Source organism: Lelliottia sp. RD5 (assembly GCF_056032945.1).
This window is the reverse complement of record NZ_JBVYHQ010000001.1, coordinates 1,297,495-1,313,753: the sequence shown is the minus strand read 5'-3', so window position 1 is coordinate 1,313,753 and position 16,259 is coordinate 1,297,495. Positions and strand designations below refer to the sequence as shown.

The following is a 16,259-nucleotide window of genomic DNA, read 5'->3' as shown; positions in this document are numbered from 1 at the left end:
CAGTTGTTTGCGTGGGAGGATGCTGTGCAGGATTTACTAATTGAGACTATTGCACTTCAGCGTATTGCTTTGTTTGCTAAGTTAGTGGCAAAAAGCGAATGTAGCGATGATGAAAAAGATGTGGCGATCGCGTGGCTTGATGAACTGTCGTCAGATTTGTCAACGAAACTAAATCGTCTTTCAAGTGCTCAATTGGCAGAATGTCGGCGTTTAATACAAACAGATTGTCGTTCTCGCTTGTGACAGACCTGGGGAGTCTTAGCTCCCCGTCCCGATCTTAGCTATTGAGCTAGAAATTTACATACGATAATTTGTGTACGAAAACTTTTAGCGTGCTTAACGGAAAATACAATGGAAGATGTACAATCGGTTATTACAATAATTTCTTTTGTTTTTGCTACGATATTATTTGTTATCGGTTATCGAAAGTGGATGGATTTTGAATCCAACAGGATTTTTAATAATTTTTCAAACAAAAGTAAATTTGCATATGAATTGTATCAGAAAACTAACAATCCAGATTTGGAAAGTATTGGGTACGAGTTTGGTGTCGCTGCTTTTACAGGTAATGTAAACTTAACTCCTTTGCAGAGAAAAAGATTACTTGCTGTTGTTGATCCAATTAAGGCTATGGTTTCGTATAAACGATGTTCTCAATATGTTCATCTAGAGGAGAAAGGGCTAACCCTCTTTAGTTGGAAGAAGAAGAAATATTCTTACTCAGTATACCGAAACCTATTGAAGGTACTATGTCTTGGGGTTTACTTTTTGGCTTTTATTTCTATTCCTTTAATCCCTTCATATGCATATTTATTTAATCCTGTGATATTAAAGCCTCTCGAGTCATTACCGTTGGCTAAGTTTGTTATTGGAGTGGTTATCTATGTTTTTGAGCTTGGTTTTATAGGCTATTTTACATTGGCTAAGGCTGCAAAAATAATAGCCGCAGAGAAACTAATTGAGAATAATGTTAAGGCCAGTGATGTAATATTGAATGCCAAAAAAACATCACTGGCGAGACATTAAACAGCGGGAGCAATCTTTAATAAATCTAGCGCCAACTGCCTTTGTACTGGCGAAAGGGTTTTAAGCAAGGTTTGCACCAAAGCATCACCCGTTTTAGCGCTGGGGCTAAGAGTGTGGGAAAACGTCAAATTCATAACAAAGGTGTGCCCACACTCAACATCTGCACAGGCGCAGTAAATATCCGCAATCTGGCGGTGTTTTCGGTTCGTTTTACGAATCACAGCCTTTGAGCCGCACTCCGGGCATTCAATCTTCAGGACTCTCATATTCCGCTCTCCGGCTGTTAAATAATGCCTGGATTTTAGCCTTTTTTGCCTCATGCTGCACCCTTCTCTGTTGTTTCAACAGCAAAATTCAAATGCAGATGTGCCGGGACTTCCGGATCGGATTTGATGGCCATCGCCAGACGGCGCTGAATCGGCAGAACTTCATTCTTTTTGTAGGTGCGTTCAACCTTCTCCGGGTCGCCCAGCCCGGCAGTGTTCTGCGGAACGATACCCGCCAGCCCGGCAGGAAAGCGGTGCGCGTTCAGAATGTCCTGGGCGCTGATGTTCTTCACGCTGGCAAATTCATCTTTGGCCGAAATATCCCCCATCTCAATAAACTTGATAGCGTCACCGTCCCCGCCCGGAATGTTTACCAGGATGGTGGAGAAGTTGCCGATCCCTTTGCTGTCACGCAGCTGCTGTTCAATCTCTTCTTCCATTTCATCCGTCATGCTGGGGTCGCGGGTGTAAAGAATCCCGCCCGTGTGAGCGCCGTTGTGGTAATAGCGACGGCGGAAAATAACCGCCTCGCTGTTCAGCAGCGCGGAGTGTACGCCGCCGATATAATCAGGCAGACCATAGATGTGCTGCTGTGGGTCATACATTTTGATAAAAATGATATCTTCAGGCGGGAAGGCCAGCGGTTCACCTTCCTGTAAAACCACGTAGTCACCCGGTACTGTCTCTGCATTTTCCCGCTCTTTTCGGCGGCGAAGGTATAACCCCGGCAACGGCTGAAGCCCGATCACATCCCCCCAGCCGTTACGGATTTTGGCCACAGCAATATCCCCGAAAGTCAGGTAATCAAATACCGTTGCCTCCAGTTCGTCATACGTCAGGCCGCCGCCCAGATAATCGGACGTCACCATGTTCTTACGGGCATGGATAATGCCGCCGTGCTGGCCATTCAGGTTGATAAGCTGCGCCAGTGCCAGACGGTCAATCGGCTGGGTAAAGTGATCGGCGGCGTTGTCGTACCAGATTTCCCGGTAATCGGTTCCGGTTGTCAGTACCGGTTCTGGTTTACCAAAGCTGATAATGCTCATTTTTTTGGATTGGTCGCTGCGCTGCTCGCGTTTCACAAAGCGTTTCTTTTTGCTCATGCTGCCTGTTTCCTTACACCCCAGCGGGATTTTGGTTTGTTTTCGTAGTTAAGTGGTTCGTTATGCAGGGCATGGGTAATTGCCCAGAATGCCTCTGCGTGGCCAGTGTCCTGGCTGCGGTCTGCAATAAAGGTCATGGCGTTACCGCTTTGCGTAGTGGTGCGCCGCACAGACATAAAGCTGGCGGGGATTTCCTTCAGATTTTTGTCCCATTCGATACGCTGGCTTTCCACCACGTCCGCGGCTTTCAGTACCAGCTGATTTTTGGTGTTCATGTCGTAGCGAATCGGGACAACAACCTTCATGGCAAAGTGCTGGATATTGTCAAATACCCCCTGGCCGATCCCGGTTACGTCCACACCCAGATAAGTGAAGTTGTACTGGTCGAACAGCTGTTTGATCTGCTTTGCCTGATAACGGAAGTTCATGCCTTTCCAGTAAATCACCTTCAGCACGCGGAATTTCTCCACGGCGAACATCGGCGGGGCGACAATCACAAAGCACGACAAATCGCCGCTGCGTGCCGGGTCGAATCCGCCCCATACTGGCCTGTCACCAAATGGCCGTTTAGCGTCCGGGTTGTGATCCTGCCAGGTGTCCACCTCCACGCCGCACGCTTCCAGGTCGGAAAAGCTGAACACGGAATCTTTACTGTCCACGAACACGCACATATAGAGCATGTTGAATGTGGCCGTGTTATAGCGGTTTCGCAGCTTCTCAATGTTGGCCAGATTGAAGCCGCCCGCAATGGCATCCTCCATCGTGATGACATAGCGCCACTGGCCATCCGGGCAGAGTCGCCCGCCGTCCCGCATTTCATCAAACAGTGGAAATTTAATGGCCGTGCGTTTCTTACTGCCCTGTTTCCACTCTTCACCCGTCCAGAACGGGTACGCCTGATGCGTCTTGGCTGATGGCGTGGAAAAGTACGTGGTGCGCCACTTGTCATGTGTAGCCATCGCACTGGCCACTTCGTTCAGTCTGGCGAAGTTGGGAACCCAGAAATATTCGTCACAGTAGAGATGGCCACTGTATGACTGGGCAGTGTTTTTGTTGGTGGAGAGGAAACGCAGCTCTGCGCCGTTGCTTAAGCGGATCGGGTTCCCGGTCAGCACGATACCGAAATACTGCTCTGCAATATTGACGATATAAGACCGGAATACTTCCGCCTGTGCTTTGGACGCTGACAGGAAGATTTGCGGATCGCCCGTCATGACGGCGTTCTCGAACGCCTCAAAGGCAAAGTACCAGGTTGCACCGATCTGGCGGCTTTTCAGGATGTTCCTGACCAGCTGACCGATGTTGCAGCGCAGGTGTTTCTGATATTCAAAAAGATGTTCGTCAGCCCAGGTGTCAAAATCTTCCTGAGTCAGTGACGAGATATCGTTTTTCTTATACTTGCGTTTGCTGCGGGGTTCATCCTCGTTATCCCCTCGCGCAGCTCCTTGCCGTTCCCCCTGGCTGGAGGCCAGCTTCTCTTTATGTTTATTACTTTGCGCACGCAGTTTTGTGGCGTGTGCAATCAACAAATCCATTTCTTTTAAATCCAGGTCGCTTTTATTATCGCGCCCGGCTAACAGCTGGTAACGGCGTTCAATCGCTTCCTCTGTACTTTCAAAACTGAGTAAGTCAGCCCATTTGTTTTTTTCAGCCCAGTAGTAAACGATCCGCGCATTCGGCAGATTTAATTCTGATGCAATTTCTTTCGGCGTATAGCGCCGCAGGTAAAGCGCGCGGACAACGCCTTTTAATTCTTCTGAGTATTTAGCCATAGATTTAATTATGCCGTGCCGCTCATAAAAAAACGGCGGGGTTAATTCGTGTTAGTTCGGCAATGGCTTATAACCGAACTGAACAGAATAAAGCGTGATGCAGTGATGGTGTTAATTAGCAATAATCCAGTCCACAGCGAGAAAACAGTAAATGGACGGAGGAGGGAATATGTGTCGCATTTAAAAACTGGATGGCTGTGTGTTGCGACTGAAGGAGATACGGTTGACGGACGAATTCTGGAACGGCAATGGATTATCGACATGGGGGAAACCTATGACGCAATACATTACGCCGCACTACTCTGGCCAGAACATGAACGTTACGCCGGGAACTTTGGCGAAGTGCTTGAAGCGATGTGGCAGGACGGTGATGACGGGCTGGCGCGGCTGTTTGTCAGCCTCTGCCCGAATAAGCGTCTGATCTATGCCAATGATGAAGGCCAGTTGCTTTATTTCTCCGTTGAGCCGGAACTGAACTGGCGCGGAGGTGAGCGCACTTATCTCAAGGGTCTGGCCGTGACTGATCAGCCCGCAAGTGTAGGAACAACACGGCTGCGCTTTAGTCGCCGCAAATTGAATAAACAGGGATATTACAGTTGTGTAATTTCCCGTAACGGTAAAATTACGCAGGAAGGGAAGATGAAAAACTGGCAGAAATTGTTTGGTATTAAACCGAAGTTCGAAGATGAAAACCCGCAGGATGAACCGCCAGCGGATGATAAATTGCAGGCGCTGGCCAGCGCACTGAACGATCTGGAAGCGCGTGTGGGTACTATTGAAACCCAGCTTAATTCTGTGCAGGACGATGTTGACACTATTACTGAAGTTGTCGACACGGAAGAGTTTGCCGCAATTCGTGATAACGCCAAAGAAATTGTTTCCCGATTTAACGAACTGGGAAATAAAGGTGGTCAACGGAAACAGCGTCAGGTTCAGGAAAAATCCGGCCAGTTTAAATATCTGTAATTAACGCGTCGCGAATAAGCACGAAAAAATTAATTATCGCGAAATTGCGAGGGAGTCTTATGTTACTGAATAACCGTGCGCGGGAATTACTGGATAAATATTCGGCGGGGATGTCGCAGCAGTTTGGCACGCAAAACCCAGGCCGATATTTTGCCCTGAATGACCCGCAGGAAAATGCATTACGTCTGGCGTTGCTGGAGTCCGTAGAGTTCCTGAACTGGATTACTGCGCTGGATGTTGACCAGTTGAGTGGCCAGGTCATTTCTGTCGGCGCATCCGCGCTTCATACCGGGCGCAGTGAGAAAGGCCGTTTTGTTCGTCAGGTTGGTGTTGACGGCAATGACTATTCACTGGTTGAAACAGACAGCTGCGCGGCGCTGCGCTGGGATCTGCTGTCCGTCTGGGCGAACGCCGGGAAGGAAGAAAACGAGTTTTATAACCTGGTGCAGACCTTCAGTACCCAGGCGTTTGCGATGGATATGCTGCGTGTTGGCTTTAACGGTAAATCCCGCGCCAAAACCACTGATCCAGATGCTAACCCAAACGGCGAAGATGTGAACATTGGCTGGCATGAACGCATGAAAACCCTGATGGATGGCAACCAGATTATGACCGATCCGGTTGTGCTGGATGAGGCGGGGGATTACAAGTCCCTAGATGCGATGGCCTCTGATCTGATTAACGCCAAAATCCCGGCGCAGTTCCGCAATGACCCGCGTCTGGTGGTGCTGGTTGGTGCTGACCTGGTGGCCGCTGAACAGTACCGCCTTTTCCAGGCTGCTGACCGCCCGACTGAAAAGATTGCGGCGCAGATGCTGGGTAACACCATTGCTGGCCGTCAGGCGATTATCCCGCCATTCATGCCGGGCAAACGCATGGTGGTAACACCGCTTTCTAACCTTCACATCTACACCCAGCGCAATACGCGCCAGCGTAAAGCCCGCTTTGAAGATGATCGCAAGCAGTTTGAGAACAGCTATCTGCGTAACGAAGGCTATGCGGTAGAAGTGCCGGAACTCTATGCGGCGATTGATGAAGATGCTGTGACCATCGGTAAAGTCGCAGAGCCTGGGGAGGGCTAATCAATGTCACTTTCTCCCGCGCAACGTCACAGCCAGCGCATTGCTATGGAACAAAAACTGAAGCAAAGCCTGGCCGTTGGAACCACGGAAAGCATGCACCTGCTGATTAAGGCGCTGGAAACGGATGTGGAACAGCTGCGTAGCCTCCCGCTGATTGCTGATCGCGTTGAGCATAAGCGCAATGTGCTGCTGCCGAAATGGGTTCCGACTGTGGAAGCGTATCTGGCCAGCGGCCAGGTGTATGCGAATCCGGTTCTGGCCTGGTGCGTGATCTGGCTGTTTGATGTGGGCGATCTCGATAAGGCGCTGGACTGGGCTGATATCGCTATTGAGCAGCAACAGGCCACGCCAGAGCGACTGCGCAGCAATTTCCCAACGTTCGTGGCCGATACGATGCTGGCCTGGGCGGAGGAGTCTGCGGGGCGCGGGGAAAGCATTGAGCCGTATTTCTCCCGCACGTTTGAGAATGTGATCACCAAATGGCGGCTGCATGAGCAGGTGACGGCGAAGTGGTTCAAGTTCGCCGGGTTGCAGCTACTGCGCGGCGATGACGGGCAGAAAACAGCGGCGAGCGTTGACGATATCGACACGCTGAAAAAAGCCGATGAACTGCTGGCCACTGCTGAAAAACATTATTTAAAAATCAGCGTCAAGACACAGCGGCAGACCATTGCCGCACGTATCCGACGCCTCGAAAAGGAATTGAAAGATGGCAACAGTAATCAAGTTTAAACACGCGCTGGGGCAGCTGGTGAAAGTCACGATCAGCGGTGAAGCGGGGCATGTTAAAGCCCGTGCTGAATACACCAACTGCCGCAATCAGTACCTGATCCACTATCTGGCCGCCGATGGCCGCGCCGTGGATTCCTGGTTTGATGAAGACGAGCTGACACCCGTTCAGCCTTAAAGACTACCGCAGGCCAGGCGGGCGCGGTGGAGGGCAGCAACACGATGTGACGCTGCGCCGTGGAAACCGGACAGCCCGCCTATTTATTCGGGGATGCCATGTTTAGTGGAAAGCCGCTTGATTACCAGGATGCGCCGCTGAAAAACGAAGGATTCTGGCCAGATTTGAATCTGAAAGATTTTCAGGCGCAGCGGGCTATCCCGGCAGACGTTGACGCGGACACGGTAGCCCAGGCAGTGCTGGCGGCAGTGGCGGAAGTCAATGCGGAGCTGGAAAAGGTGGAAGCCAGCTGGAAGGCGAAGGGGGTTCTGAGCGCAGCGGACGCGCCAGGGGCGCGAATGGGGGAGCTAAATGCTCTGTGTGCGCAGTATATCAAAGCGGTTTTTGCCAGGGCAAAAGCCGATTTGATGGGGGAGTTTGCCACAGTGGGGCGGCGTGATTCTCACCCAGGGCAGGAAAGCACGGAAAGCCGTGCGGGTTTGCTGACTGAAGCCTCTGTGGTTATCCGCCGCATGAAGGGACTGAAAAGGGCAACGGTGAAAAAAGTATGAGCCAGACGCAGCTTGAAAATTTGACGGCGTTTTTTACCGACAACGTACCCGCACGCGCGATGCGTTCCTTTTCCAGCGTTACAGATGAAATGGCATGTATTGAGGCGGCGAAGGATTTCGGGCTGGGACAGTATCGCCAGGCGGTTATTCGTTATGACGCGGTACTGACCTGGGAGCGTTTCCCTTATCGCCTCTATCCGCCGCAGCTGCTGATGTCTTTGATGCTCGCCTGGCTGGATGATGCTGACAGGCAGCTGCTTGACGATATCGGTATCACGGAAACCGATCCGCAGTGGGATGTGTCAGTGGCGGATGAAGAAACCGCCGACATTGTTTTGACAGTTCCGATGGCTGATGAACTGGTGATCCAGGAGGACGAAAACGGCCTTATTCCGTGGCAGGGCAAGCGCTGGTCACTGGTTGAGCCAGAAATCTGGACGGCGCTGACCGCTACCATTTACGGCGTGGATGAATCGGGTGCGCCTGTGGGTGACGTGCCGTGATTGCCGGAGGCGAGCTTAATAAACGCCAGCTGGCGGAGCTGAAGAAAGCGCTGGCCAGCATGGAGCTACCGCCCAAAAAGCGCCAGCGGCTGCTGTGGCGAATGGCGAAATATGGCGTGATCGCCGCCGCCAAACGCAACGTGCGTAATCAGGAAGAGCCGGACGGCGCAGCCTGGGCAGGGCGTAAAACGAAGCGCAAAGGGAAGATGCTGCGCAACATGCCAAAACTGCTGCATGTGCGGGAAATGCCGGAGATTCAGGCCGTGCGGATCTATTTGCAGGGTGGCGGCTACCGGAACGGAGAAACCCCTGTCCCTGCTGGCACGGTGGGGTACTCACAGCAAACAGGGATGCGGGTGCGTGTCAGTCGCGCCAGCAAGCCAGGAAAAGCGCAGCCAGGGAAGATGGCCACCGCCGCACAGGGAAAAAAACTGCGTGCGTTGGGCTACCGGGTGCGCCGGGGCAAGCGCTGGAAAAAGCCCACTATCCGGGAAATTACCAGTGAAATGGCCTACGGACAGGCAGGTTTACTGATCCGCAAGTTGAGCGGGAAGGCCGTGAAAACAAGCTGGACTATCGATCTCCCCTCCCGTGCATTTCTGGGAATGGGTGATGAGGACTTTAACAAGGCGCTGGCACGCCAGCTTCAGGCCATTGGCTTTGGCTGGGATGTAAATGCGCAGGATATCAGGGGGAGAACATGACCTGGCCAAATGTGACCGTGAATCAGGTAAACCAGCTGCTGGGCGAAACCAATGAGGTGGAACGCTCGGTGCTGTATATCGGAACGGGAACCAAAAACACAGGAAAGACACTGGCCATCAATACCCAGAGCGATTTTGATGCGCTGCTGGGTGAAGATGACAGCCAGCTAAAAAGTGATGTGCTGGCGGCAATGGCGAACGCGGGCCAGAACTGGTGGGGATTTGTTCATGTGCTGGCTGCTGACAGCGAGCCGGGTGCGTGGGCGAAAGCCGTCAAAGCGGCGCAGGTGTCGTGCTCTGTTGAAGGCGTGATGCTGAGTGATGATATTTCAACAAAAGCGGACATTAATCTGGCTGTCACGTTACGTGCAGAGCTGATTGCCAAATATGGCCGCTGGGTGTGGTTCATCCTGGCCACACAGGGAATGCAGGATGAAGAGGCGCAGGCTGACTATCTCACTCGTCTGTCCACGCTTCAGGAAGGCATTGCGGAAAAAGCGGTGCAGCTGGTTCCCCGACTTTGGGGCAATGATCCGGGCGTGCTGGCCGGGCGGCTGTGTAGTCGTGCTGTGACTGTGGCGGACAGTCCGGCGCGGGTGAAAACCGGGGCGCTGATTAGCCTGGGCAGTGATGAACTGCCGCTGGATGGCACAGGGGAGGTGCTGGAGCTGGCCACGCTTCAGGCGCTGGAAATGCAACGTTTCAGTGTACCGATGTGGTATCCGGATTATGACGGTTTTTACTGGTCTGATGGTCGCACGCTGGATGTGGAAGGCGGTGATTATCAGTCCATTGAAACGCTGCGCGTGGCTGACAAAGCCGCCCGCCGTGTCCGTCTGCTGGCCATTGGCAAAATCGCAGATCGTTCGCTGAACAGCACGCCGGGCAGCATTGCCGCTCATCAGACGCTGTTTGCACGTCCGCTGCGCGAAATGTCCACGGCGGCCAGCATTAACGGCGTGTCATTCCCTGGGGAAGTGAAGCCGCCGCAGGATGGCGATGTGACCATTGTCTGGAAGAACAAAAAGGCCGTGGAAATTTACATTGTGGTGCGTACGTGGGAAGTGCCGCTGCAAATCACGATCAGCCTGTTACTTGATGCCAGCCTGGAGGCCACCGCATGAGTAAGCGTATTTCGGGTATGTCGTTTGATTCTTACGTTGACGGCGATCTGATCCACATCGAAAAAATTTCGCTCGATATTACGGACAACAGCGCCGCTGCGCAGACGCGGGGTGTGCCGGATGGCCATGTTGATGGTGATGTGTCCGCTGAGGGTGAAATTGAAGTCAGTTCCAAAGTGCTGGGCGTGCTGACAGCCAAAGCACGTTCGGCGGGTTCGTGGCGTGGTATTGAGCCTGTGGATTTCCTCTTCTACGCCAAAGCGGGCAGTGAAGAGGTCAAGGTGGAAACGTTCGGCTGCAAGCTACAACTGAGCAATCTACTGGATATCGATCCGAAGGGTGGCGGCGTATCGACGCACAAAATCAAATATTTCGTGACCAGTCCGAAGTTCGTCAACATCAACGGTGTTCCGTATCTGGAAGCGGAAGCCACGGAAAATCTGATCGGGTAAGGGGCAGGGATGCAGGAGCATGAAAAGAGCCTTTATTCGCTCTTACTGATGGGCGCGTTAATAGCCATTGCCAAAGTGCTGGCCAGTAACGATCCCATTACCCCACGGCTGTTTATCAGCCGCGTCATTCTGGGCAGTTTTGTTTCAGTGATTGCAGGGGCTGCGTTGATTCAAATCCCGGAGGCCAGTCCGCTGGCCATTCAGGGGCTGGGTGCAGGTCTGGGGATTGCGGGTTATCAGGCAGTGGAAGTGTGGCTGCGAAGGCGTGCAGCGGGAAAAACAAAGGGGGGTGACAAATCGTGACACTAAGTGAAAAACAGCAGTTATTTACCGTTATGGTGGCCAATCTGATCCACTGGGCTGAGGAGCACGGCTACCGCCTGACCTTTGGCGAAGCGTACCGCACGCCGGAACAGGCAGCGCTGAATGCCAAAAAGGGCAGCGGCATTACGAACAGCCTCCACACGCAACGCCTGGGCGTGGATTTCAATCTGTTTGTTAACGGGGAGTACAAGACCCGCACGGATGATTATCTGCCACTGGGTGAATACTGGGAATCGCTGGGCGGTACATGGGGCGGGCGCTTTACATCCCGTCCGGACGGAAATCACTTCAGCCTGGAACATAACGGGGTGCGCTGATGACAAACGGCCAGTGGCTTGCTGTGGTTGCGCTGGCGTTTGTCTGGGGCTGGCTGACCGCTGACTGGCGGCGTGACAGTCTGGAGCTGGCGATCAACTCCGCCGCGCAGGTTGCAGGGGAGAGGTCACGCAAAACCATGCAGGAGGTTGCCAGCGAGTCCGCCAGGGGGCTGGAAGAGAAACTGGAGGCGCTGGAAAGTGGCAGACCCAAAGAAATCAGGACGGAAATTATTAAGCCGGTATTCACTAACGTTTGCGTGTCTGCTGACTTTATCAGCATGTTCAACGCAACCGTCGAAAATACCGAACGTACCTTATCAGGAAAACCTGAAGCGAAAATGCCCAACGGAAAATCTTCCGCGCATTAAAGGGAATACTGGGGCGGATATTGCTGCCCCGGCAATTGAATATCAGGATTTATATTCTGTATGCGCAGCGCGTCATAACACGCTGATTGACGAAATGAATAAGCGAGAGAGTGTATTAAATGGAACAGCAAATTAAATTCGTTGTATGCGGTAAAGAAATTATTTTCGCGCCTAACCAGACCGCCTATAACAAATTCATTAATGAAATGGCGATGGATAACAAAGTCGCCCCGGCGCACAACTATCTCACCCGTATTGTGGAGCCAGAAAGTAAAGACGCGCTGGCGGAACTATTAAAACGTCCGGGTGCGGCGTTGCAGTTAGCTGGCAAGGTTAATGAGATTTACGCGCCAGAACTGGAAATTGAAGTAAAAAACTGACAAAGCGAGTCCGGGCAATTGAGCAAAACGGACTCGATCAGTATTTAATTTTACGCCGCCATTATTTACCCCACGGGGAAGATTCTATTGACGATATCGCCGCCGCTGTCTGGCTGGATAATCGCCACTGGGAAAATATGCGTATTGCCACGGCAAACGGAATAAGCACTGCTTTTAAAGGCTCTGAATGAAACAGTTAGATTTTACATTAAGCCTGATCGATAAATTGTCCCGCCCGTTAAAACAGGTGCAGGGCAACGTGACCGGCTTTGCGGAAAAATCAAAAGCAGCGTTTATGCAGATTGGCGGCGGTGCGCTGGCGCTGGCAGGAACGGGGATGGCCATCAAAGGTGCGCTGTCTCCGGCCATCGAAATGTATGACGCGCTGAATGATGCGGCCGCAAAAGGTATCGACAATACCGCGCTCAAAACCGTACAGCGGGACGCGCTGACCTTCAGCACAACTTACGGAGCCAGCGCCGTGGAGTTCGTTAAATCCACGGAAGAAATCAACGCCTCCATTGCCGGGCAGACGGGCAGTGAACTGCCGAAAGTGACCAAAGTCGCCAACGTGCTGGCGTTTGCCCTGAAGTCCACAGCCGCTGATACGTCGGAATTTATGGGGCAGATGTTCGGCAACTTTTCCGCTGATGCGGAGCGCCTGGGCAAAGTCCAGTTTGCGGAGCAGCTGGCGGGCAAAATGGTGTTCATGCGTAAAACGTTCGGCGCGGAAATGGCTACAATCAAAGACCTGATGGAAGGCGCGCGCGGCGTAGGGACAAACTACGGTGTCGGGCTGGATGAACAGCTGGCCGTTCTGGGGCAACTGAGCCGTACGCTGGGGACGGAAGCGAGCAGCGCCTATGAAGGCTTTATAACGGGCGCGATTGAAGGCGGAAAAAAACTCGGACTGTCCTTTACGGACGCAACCGGAAAAATGCTGTCCATGCCCGAAATGCTGATAAAGCTACAGGGCAAGTATGGCAAGAGTCTGGCAGGGAACCTGAAAGCACAGGCGGAACTGGATGCTGCCTTTGGTGACAGTTCGGCAGTGGTTAAACAGCTTTATGGCAATGTGGCCTTACTCCAGCGAAATATCACGGAACTGGGCGGGGCTGATGGTCTGAAGCGCACGCAGGAAATGGCGGCGAAAATGGTGAAACCCTGGGATCGCTTTATCGCAATCCTGACGGCCATCAAAACCGTTATCGGCCTGACGCTGATCCCGGTGCTTTATCCGCTGCTGAATCGCCTGGCCGATATGGGGCAGACCTTTGCACGCTGGATGCAGCTGTTTCCTAACATTGCGCGGGTGGTGGGGTACGCCACGATGGCGCTGCTGGGATTCGCCGCTGTGGGTGCTATCGTGAATATCCTGATGGGTGTTTCTGCCTTTGTCATGGGAGGTCTGCGCGGGATCTGGGTTGTCCTCGCTTCCGTTACCCGTATTTATACCGCCACTATCTGGCTGGCACAGAAGGCTGTAGTGGTCTGGAATGCCACGCTGGGGGCATTGCGCGGCATTCTGCTGGCGGTGCGCATGGCGGCGATTATGGCCGGTATTGGAATCAATCTCATGAGCTGGCCGATCCTGCTGGTAATTGGGGCAATAGCTGCGCTGGCGGCTGGCTGTTACCTCCTGATTCAACACTGGGACGCGGTTAAATCTGCTGTTATGAATACGGAAGCCTTTGCCGTGGTGGCATCAGTGGTGCAATGGCTGGCGGGTATCTTTGCCAGCGCCTGGCAGTTTATCAGTGACGGCTGGAATGGATTTATTGCGCTCCTGTCCGGGTTCTCTCCGTCTGAAGTGTTAAGCGGGATGGCCAGCGGTATTGTGTTGATGTTTGATAATGTCTGGCAGACCATTAAAGGGAGCTTTTTAAAATCATGGAACTGGATTGTTGAAAAACTAAATAATATCCCAGGTGTGAATATTGCATTGGCTGCGGAGTCCGTTCCCGATAATAAAAAAGGAATGCTGCCGCAGATGGTGGCTAATAAAAATGCCACGCCTGTAAATATGCCTCCCATGCCTTATAACGTGAAACAGGTTGAGCAGCCAGCATATGCAGTACCAGAAATTAATACACTAACGCAAAAGGCGTTAGTACCTGAACCTCCGCCAGCACTTGCGCCCAATATTCTTTTAACAGGTGGTGAGCTTAAAGGTGTTGAGCGGGGCGGTATCAGTAAAACGATAAACAGTAATTCTAAATCTGTGACGGATAACAGCCGCAAAATTGACACGGTGAACATCTATCCGAAAGAAACACTTTCACCGGGACAGTTGCAGGAATGGCAGGAGCTAAACCCATGAGTGATTTGCTTTACATCGATCTGCTGATTGAAAACGGTAATTTTGTTCTGAATACCGGAAAAGAGCCTGAATTATGTAATAACCGCAAAAGCATCGGGCAGGACATTATTCACAGCATTCTTGAAAGCGGTCTGGCCACGCAATTAATTGGCGAACGCAGCCCGACTTTACGCGCCGATATTTTCACGCAGCTGGAGCTGATGATAGAAAGCGATGAACGGATTGTGCCTGGCACAGTGGAAGTCAGCGCGGAAAGCCAGAAGCGCTTATGGGTAACGGCCAGCACGTCTGACTTTGGCAGAGTTTCAGCGCAGGTGGACTTATGACAGAAAAGCCGCAGGTGGATTTTGAAGAGGTAGTGAAGGCCAGCGGGATGCCTGTTACTGAAGAGGCCGTGCGCACCCGGTTTAACGCCATCGCCGCGCAGGAAGGGCTGATCACTAATACATCGCGCATGTCTCCGTTCTGGCGGCTGATCACCGCCATTGTCACAGCGCCGGTAATGTGGCTGAAGGATGCGCTGGTTTCTGTGGTCATGACCAATATGTTTGTGGCCACGGCAGGGGGGCAGCTGCTGCGTCTGCTGGCGTGGGCGGTGAACGTCACGGCGAAACCCGCCAGCGCTGCGGAAGGGGTGATCCGCTTTTACAAAGAAGACGGAAATCAGGCCGTCACCGTGTCAGCGGGAACGGTTATCCAGACCGAAAGGATTAACGGCAAAGTTTACGCCTTTGCCACCGTGGCCGATGTGGTGATCCCGTCCGGAACCGCCAGCGCATTACTGGCGGCAAAAGCTACCGGAACGGGTGGCGCATACAACCTTGCGCCCGGCTACTTTCGCATTTTACCCGTGGCCGTGGACGGCATCAGCCATGTGGCGAGTGAAGAGGACTGGCTGACCGTGCCGGGGGCGGATGAAGAAAGCGATGATGAGCTGCGCGAACGCTGCCGGAATCAGTTCAACCTGGTGGGGAATTATCACACCGACGCGGTTTACCGCTCGATGATTGCCAGCGTGGCCGGGCTGAGTATTGATCGCATTTTCTTTTTGCATGATGCACCCCGTGGCCCAGGCACTGCGAACGCCTATCTGTTGCTGGATAGCGGGGTGACGTCAGAGCCGTTTATTGAAGCGGTGAATGACTATATCAACACGCAGGGCCATCACGGCCACGGCGACGATATGCAGTGTTTTGCCATGCCGGAAACCCGTCACGATCTGAGTGTTTCGGTTTATGTGCGGAATCTTAGCAACGTTGAACAGGAACAGCAGGACGCGCTGAAAAAAGGCATTGAAAACCTGATCCGCTGTGCCTTCAGGGAAAACACGGATTTTGAGGTGAAAAAAACGTGGCCCTATTCCCGCTTTTCTTTTTCGCAGCTGGCGCGTGAGGTTCACAAAACCTTCCCGGATTCGGATTCTGTGGAATTTTCGCTGAAAGACATTACCAGCGATCTGAGTGTACCGCGCCTGAACAGTTTAACGGTGAGCCTGAAAGATGACTGATTTTCTGAAAAAACTGGCCAGCCTTGCACTGCCGTCATGGATGAATAAAGGCGAACCGCTGGCGCTGCTGAAAACCGCGCGGACATTCTGGGCGGAGGTATACGCCTGGATTACGTGGCCGCTGCGGCAGTTTGATCCGCTGACCTGTATTGAGCCGGTACTGAACCTCATCGCCTATGACCGGGACATCACCCGATTTAGTGGTGAACCGTTATCGCTGTATCGCAAGCGCGTGGCTTACGCCTTTATCAATGCCCGTGACGCGGGTTCGGTTGAGGGGTTTATCAATATTTTTGCACGGCTGGGTATCGGGTATGTGGAGCTGGTTGAACGGCAGCCGGAGATTGACTGGGATGTGATCCTGGTGCGCGTGACAGACAGCCAGGTGGCAGATAACACGCAACTGATGATTCAGATAATCCGCCAGTACGGCAGAACCTGCCGCCGCTATCAGTTTGAAGTGATCACGTCTGAAAGCCTGGCCATCCGGGCAGGATGGGATCAGGGGGAATATGTAGTTTATCCGGCTCGCCTGAATGCGACGGAAGCCAGCAGCGCAACGTTTAGCGCGAGTTTATAGGGAGCAA

The 16,259-nt window shown here is 52.6% G+C and carries 23 protein-coding genes; 20 read left to right on the top strand and 3 right to left on the bottom strand.

Annotated features, from left to right (window positions below; translation table 11 throughout):
- Window positions 1–24: 24 nt before the first annotated feature.
- Together AC0LWE_RS06580 and AC0LWE_RS06575 are read left to right on the top strand one after the other, a co-directional pair.
- Complete coding sequence (locus tag AC0LWE_RS06580) at window positions 25–243, top strand: hypothetical protein (protein ID WP_234593584.1); 219 nt, start codon at window positions 25–27, stop codon at window positions 241–243.
- A gap of 108 nt (window positions 244–351) precedes the next feature.
- Window positions 352–1,026 (top strand): hypothetical protein, encoded by a 675-nt coding sequence (locus AC0LWE_RS06575; RefSeq protein WP_234593585.1) that lies wholly within the window; start codon window positions 352–354, stop codon window positions 1,024–1,026.
- Here AC0LWE_RS06575 and AC0LWE_RS06570 read toward each other — a convergent pair.
- From AC0LWE_RS06570 to AC0LWE_RS06560, 3 genes are read right to left on the bottom strand one after another with little or no spacing between them, the layout of a single operon-like run.
- Window positions 1,023–1,346, bottom strand: a complete 324-nt coding sequence (locus AC0LWE_RS06570; RefSeq protein ID WP_234593586.1) for an Ogr/Delta-like zinc finger protein — start codon at window positions 1,344–1,346, stop codon at window positions 1,023–1,025. The two genes, AC0LWE_RS06575 and AC0LWE_RS06570, sit on opposite strands and share 4 nt — an antisense overlap.
- Window positions 1,343–2,395, bottom strand: a complete 1,053-nt coding sequence (locus AC0LWE_RS06565; RefSeq protein ID WP_234593588.1) for a phage portal protein — start codon at window positions 2,393–2,395, stop codon at window positions 1,343–1,345. Before AC0LWE_RS06565 ends, AC0LWE_RS06570 begins: the two co-directional genes overlap by 4 nt.
- Complete coding sequence (locus AC0LWE_RS06560; RefSeq protein ID WP_234593589.1) at window positions 2,392–4,167, bottom strand: terminase large subunit domain-containing protein; 1,776 nt, start codon at window positions 4,165–4,167, stop codon at window positions 2,392–2,394. Before AC0LWE_RS06560 ends, AC0LWE_RS06565 begins: the two co-directional genes overlap by 4 nt.
- 171 nt (window positions 4,168–4,338) lie before the next feature.
- On the opposite strand from AC0LWE_RS06560, the gene AC0LWE_RS06555 reads away from it, so the two are divergent.
- The 18 genes from AC0LWE_RS06555 to AC0LWE_RS06470 all read left to right on the top strand — a co-directional run bounded on the left by AC0LWE_RS06555 (window position 4,339) and on the right by AC0LWE_RS06470 (window position 16,252).
- The gene (locus AC0LWE_RS06555; RefSeq protein ID WP_234593590.1) at window positions 4,339–5,133 is read left to right on the top strand and encodes a GPO family capsid scaffolding protein; all 795 of its coding nucleotides are present in this window, start codon (window positions 4,339–4,341) and stop codon (window positions 5,131–5,133) included.
- A 59-nt stretch (window positions 5,134–5,192) separates the two neighbouring features.
- Window positions 5,193–6,215, top strand: a complete 1,023-nt coding sequence (locus tag AC0LWE_RS06550) for a phage major capsid protein, P2 family (protein WP_234593591.1) — start codon at window positions 5,193–5,195, stop codon at window positions 6,213–6,215.
- Window positions 6,216–6,218: 3 nt separating this feature from the next.
- On the top strand, window positions 6,219–6,947 hold the full coding sequence (gene gpM / locus AC0LWE_RS06545) for a phage terminase small subunit (RefSeq protein WP_234593593.1): 729 nt from the start codon (window positions 6,219–6,221) through the stop codon (window positions 6,945–6,947).
- Window positions 6,925–7,122 (top strand): hypothetical protein, encoded by a 198-nt coding sequence (locus AC0LWE_RS06540; protein ID WP_234593594.1) that lies wholly within the window; start codon window positions 6,925–6,927, stop codon window positions 7,120–7,122. Before gpM ends, AC0LWE_RS06540 begins: the two co-directional genes overlap by 23 nt.
- 98 nt (window positions 7,123–7,220) lie before the next feature.
- Complete coding sequence (locus tag AC0LWE_RS06535; RefSeq protein ID WP_184957381.1) at window positions 7,221–7,673, top strand: head completion/stabilization protein; 453 nt, start codon at window positions 7,221–7,223, stop codon at window positions 7,671–7,673.
- Entirely contained in the window at window positions 7,670–8,176 is a 507-nt protein-coding gene (locus tag AC0LWE_RS06530) for a phage tail protein (protein ID WP_234593791.1), read from the top strand. The genes AC0LWE_RS06535 and AC0LWE_RS06530 overlap by 4 nt, the downstream gene beginning before the upstream one ends.
- On the top strand, window positions 8,173–8,880 hold the full coding sequence (locus AC0LWE_RS06525) for a hypothetical protein (protein ID WP_234593789.1): 708 nt from the start codon (window positions 8,173–8,175) through the stop codon (window positions 8,878–8,880). Before AC0LWE_RS06530 ends, AC0LWE_RS06525 begins: the two co-directional genes overlap by 4 nt.
- Complete coding sequence (locus tag AC0LWE_RS06520; protein ID WP_234593788.1) at window positions 8,877–10,004, top strand: DUF2586 domain-containing protein; 1,128 nt, start codon at window positions 8,877–8,879, stop codon at window positions 10,002–10,004. Before AC0LWE_RS06525 ends, AC0LWE_RS06520 begins: the two co-directional genes overlap by 4 nt.
- The gene (locus AC0LWE_RS06515) at window positions 10,001–10,456 is read left to right on the top strand and encodes a phage protein (RefSeq protein ID WP_107703029.1); all 456 of its coding nucleotides are present in this window, start codon (window positions 10,001–10,003) and stop codon (window positions 10,454–10,456) included. The genes AC0LWE_RS06520 and AC0LWE_RS06515 overlap by 4 nt, the downstream gene beginning before the upstream one ends.
- Before the next feature lie 9 nt (window positions 10,457–10,465).
- Complete coding sequence (locus AC0LWE_RS06510) at window positions 10,466–10,759, top strand: phage holin family protein (protein WP_123428364.1); 294 nt, start codon at window positions 10,466–10,468, stop codon at window positions 10,757–10,759.
- Window positions 10,756–11,097 carry a M15 family metallopeptidase gene (locus AC0LWE_RS06505; protein ID WP_234593787.1) on the top strand — a complete coding sequence of 114 codons (342 nt, stop codon included), beginning with the start codon at window positions 10,756–10,758 and terminating at the stop codon, window positions 11,095–11,097. Before AC0LWE_RS06510 ends, AC0LWE_RS06505 begins: the two co-directional genes overlap by 4 nt.
- Window positions 11,097–11,465, top strand: a complete 369-nt coding sequence (locus tag AC0LWE_RS06500; RefSeq protein ID WP_234593786.1) for a hypothetical protein — start codon at window positions 11,097–11,099, stop codon at window positions 11,463–11,465. Before AC0LWE_RS06505 ends, AC0LWE_RS06500 begins: the two co-directional genes overlap by 1 nt.
- A gap of 119 nt (window positions 11,466–11,584) precedes the next feature.
- The gene (locus AC0LWE_RS06495) at window positions 11,585–11,845 is read left to right on the top strand and encodes a putative phage tail assembly chaperone (RefSeq protein ID WP_234593785.1); all 261 of its coding nucleotides are present in this window, start codon (window positions 11,585–11,587) and stop codon (window positions 11,843–11,845) included.
- Window positions 11,842–12,036, top strand: coding sequence for a DUF6890 family protein (locus AC0LWE_RS06490; protein WP_411909866.1), 195 nt, complete (start codon window positions 11,842–11,844; stop codon window positions 12,034–12,036). The genes AC0LWE_RS06495 and AC0LWE_RS06490 overlap by 4 nt, the downstream gene beginning before the upstream one ends.
- On the top strand, window positions 12,033–14,165 hold the full coding sequence (locus AC0LWE_RS06485; RefSeq protein WP_474265063.1) for a phage tail tape measure protein: 2,133 nt from the start codon (window positions 12,033–12,035) through the stop codon (window positions 14,163–14,165). Before AC0LWE_RS06490 ends, AC0LWE_RS06485 begins: the two co-directional genes overlap by 4 nt.
- Complete coding sequence (locus AC0LWE_RS06480) at window positions 14,162–14,491, top strand: DUF2590 family protein (protein WP_123428376.1); 330 nt, start codon at window positions 14,162–14,164, stop codon at window positions 14,489–14,491. Before AC0LWE_RS06485 ends, AC0LWE_RS06480 begins: the two co-directional genes overlap by 4 nt.
- Window positions 14,488–15,672: a baseplate J/gp47 family protein gene (locus AC0LWE_RS06475; RefSeq protein WP_234593783.1), complete on the top strand. Its 1,185-nt coding sequence runs from the start codon at window positions 14,488–14,490 to the stop codon at window positions 15,670–15,672. Before AC0LWE_RS06480 ends, AC0LWE_RS06475 begins: the two co-directional genes overlap by 4 nt.
- Window positions 15,665–16,252 (top strand): hypothetical protein, encoded by a 588-nt coding sequence (locus tag AC0LWE_RS06470; RefSeq protein ID WP_234593782.1) that lies wholly within the window; start codon window positions 15,665–15,667, stop codon window positions 16,250–16,252. The genes AC0LWE_RS06475 and AC0LWE_RS06470 overlap by 8 nt, the downstream gene beginning before the upstream one ends.
- The last annotated feature ends 7 nt before the right edge of the window (window positions 16,253–16,259 follow it).

What these genes read in the sequence shown, in the direction of transcription:
- AC0LWE_RS06500 (WP_234593786.1), top strand. Translation starts at nt 11,097, where the DNA reads ATGACAAACGGCCAGTGGCTTGCTGTGGTTGCGCTGGCGTTTGTCTGG.
- AC0LWE_RS06575 (WP_234593585.1), top strand. Translation starts at nt 352, where the DNA reads ATGGAAGATGTACAATCGGTTATTACAATAATTTCTTTTGTTTTTGCT.
- AC0LWE_RS06470 (WP_234593782.1), top strand. Translation starts at nt 15,665, where the DNA reads ATGACTGATTTTCTGAAAAAACTGGCCAGCCTTGCACTGCCGTCATGG.
- AC0LWE_RS06515 (WP_107703029.1), top strand. Translation starts at nt 10,001, where the DNA reads ATGAGTAAGCGTATTTCGGGTATGTCGTTTGATTCTTACGTTGACGGC.
- gpM (WP_234593593.1), top strand. Translation starts at nt 6,219, where the DNA reads ATGTCACTTTCTCCCGCGCAACGTCACAGCCAGCGCATTGCTATGGAA.
- AC0LWE_RS06485 (WP_474265063.1), top strand. Translation starts at nt 12,033, where the DNA reads ATGAAACAGTTAGATTTTACATTAAGCCTGATCGATAAATTGTCCCGC.
- AC0LWE_RS06495 (WP_234593785.1), top strand. Translation starts at nt 11,585, where the DNA reads ATGGAACAGCAAATTAAATTCGTTGTATGCGGTAAAGAAATTATTTTC.
- AC0LWE_RS06550 (WP_234593591.1), top strand. Translation starts at nt 5,193, where the DNA reads ATGTTACTGAATAACCGTGCGCGGGAATTACTGGATAAATATTCGGCG.
- AC0LWE_RS06520 (WP_234593788.1), top strand. Translation starts at nt 8,877, where the DNA reads ATGACCTGGCCAAATGTGACCGTGAATCAGGTAAACCAGCTGCTGGGC.
- AC0LWE_RS06510 (WP_123428364.1), top strand. Translation starts at nt 10,466, where the DNA reads ATGCAGGAGCATGAAAAGAGCCTTTATTCGCTCTTACTGATGGGCGCG.
- AC0LWE_RS06530 (WP_234593791.1), top strand. Translation starts at nt 7,670, where the DNA reads ATGAGCCAGACGCAGCTTGAAAATTTGACGGCGTTTTTTACCGACAAC.
- AC0LWE_RS06560 (WP_234593589.1), bottom strand. Translation starts at nt 4,167, where the DNA reads ATGGCTAAATACTCAGAAGAATTAAAAGGCGTTGTCCGCGCGCTTTAC.
- AC0LWE_RS06570 (WP_234593586.1), bottom strand. Translation starts at nt 1,346, where the DNA reads ATGAGGCAAAAAAGGCTAAAATCCAGGCATTATTTAACAGCCGGAGAG.
- AC0LWE_RS06535 (WP_184957381.1), top strand. Translation starts at nt 7,221, where the DNA reads ATGTTTAGTGGAAAGCCGCTTGATTACCAGGATGCGCCGCTGAAAAAC.
- AC0LWE_RS06540 (WP_234593594.1), top strand. Translation starts at nt 6,925, where the DNA reads ATGGCAACAGTAATCAAGTTTAAACACGCGCTGGGGCAGCTGGTGAAA.
- AC0LWE_RS06480 (WP_123428376.1), top strand. Translation starts at nt 14,162, where the DNA reads ATGAGTGATTTGCTTTACATCGATCTGCTGATTGAAAACGGTAATTTT.
- AC0LWE_RS06475 (WP_234593783.1), top strand. Translation starts at nt 14,488, where the DNA reads ATGACAGAAAAGCCGCAGGTGGATTTTGAAGAGGTAGTGAAGGCCAGC.
- AC0LWE_RS06565 (WP_234593588.1), bottom strand. Translation starts at nt 2,395, where the DNA reads ATGAGCAAAAAGAAACGCTTTGTGAAACGCGAGCAGCGCAGCGACCAA.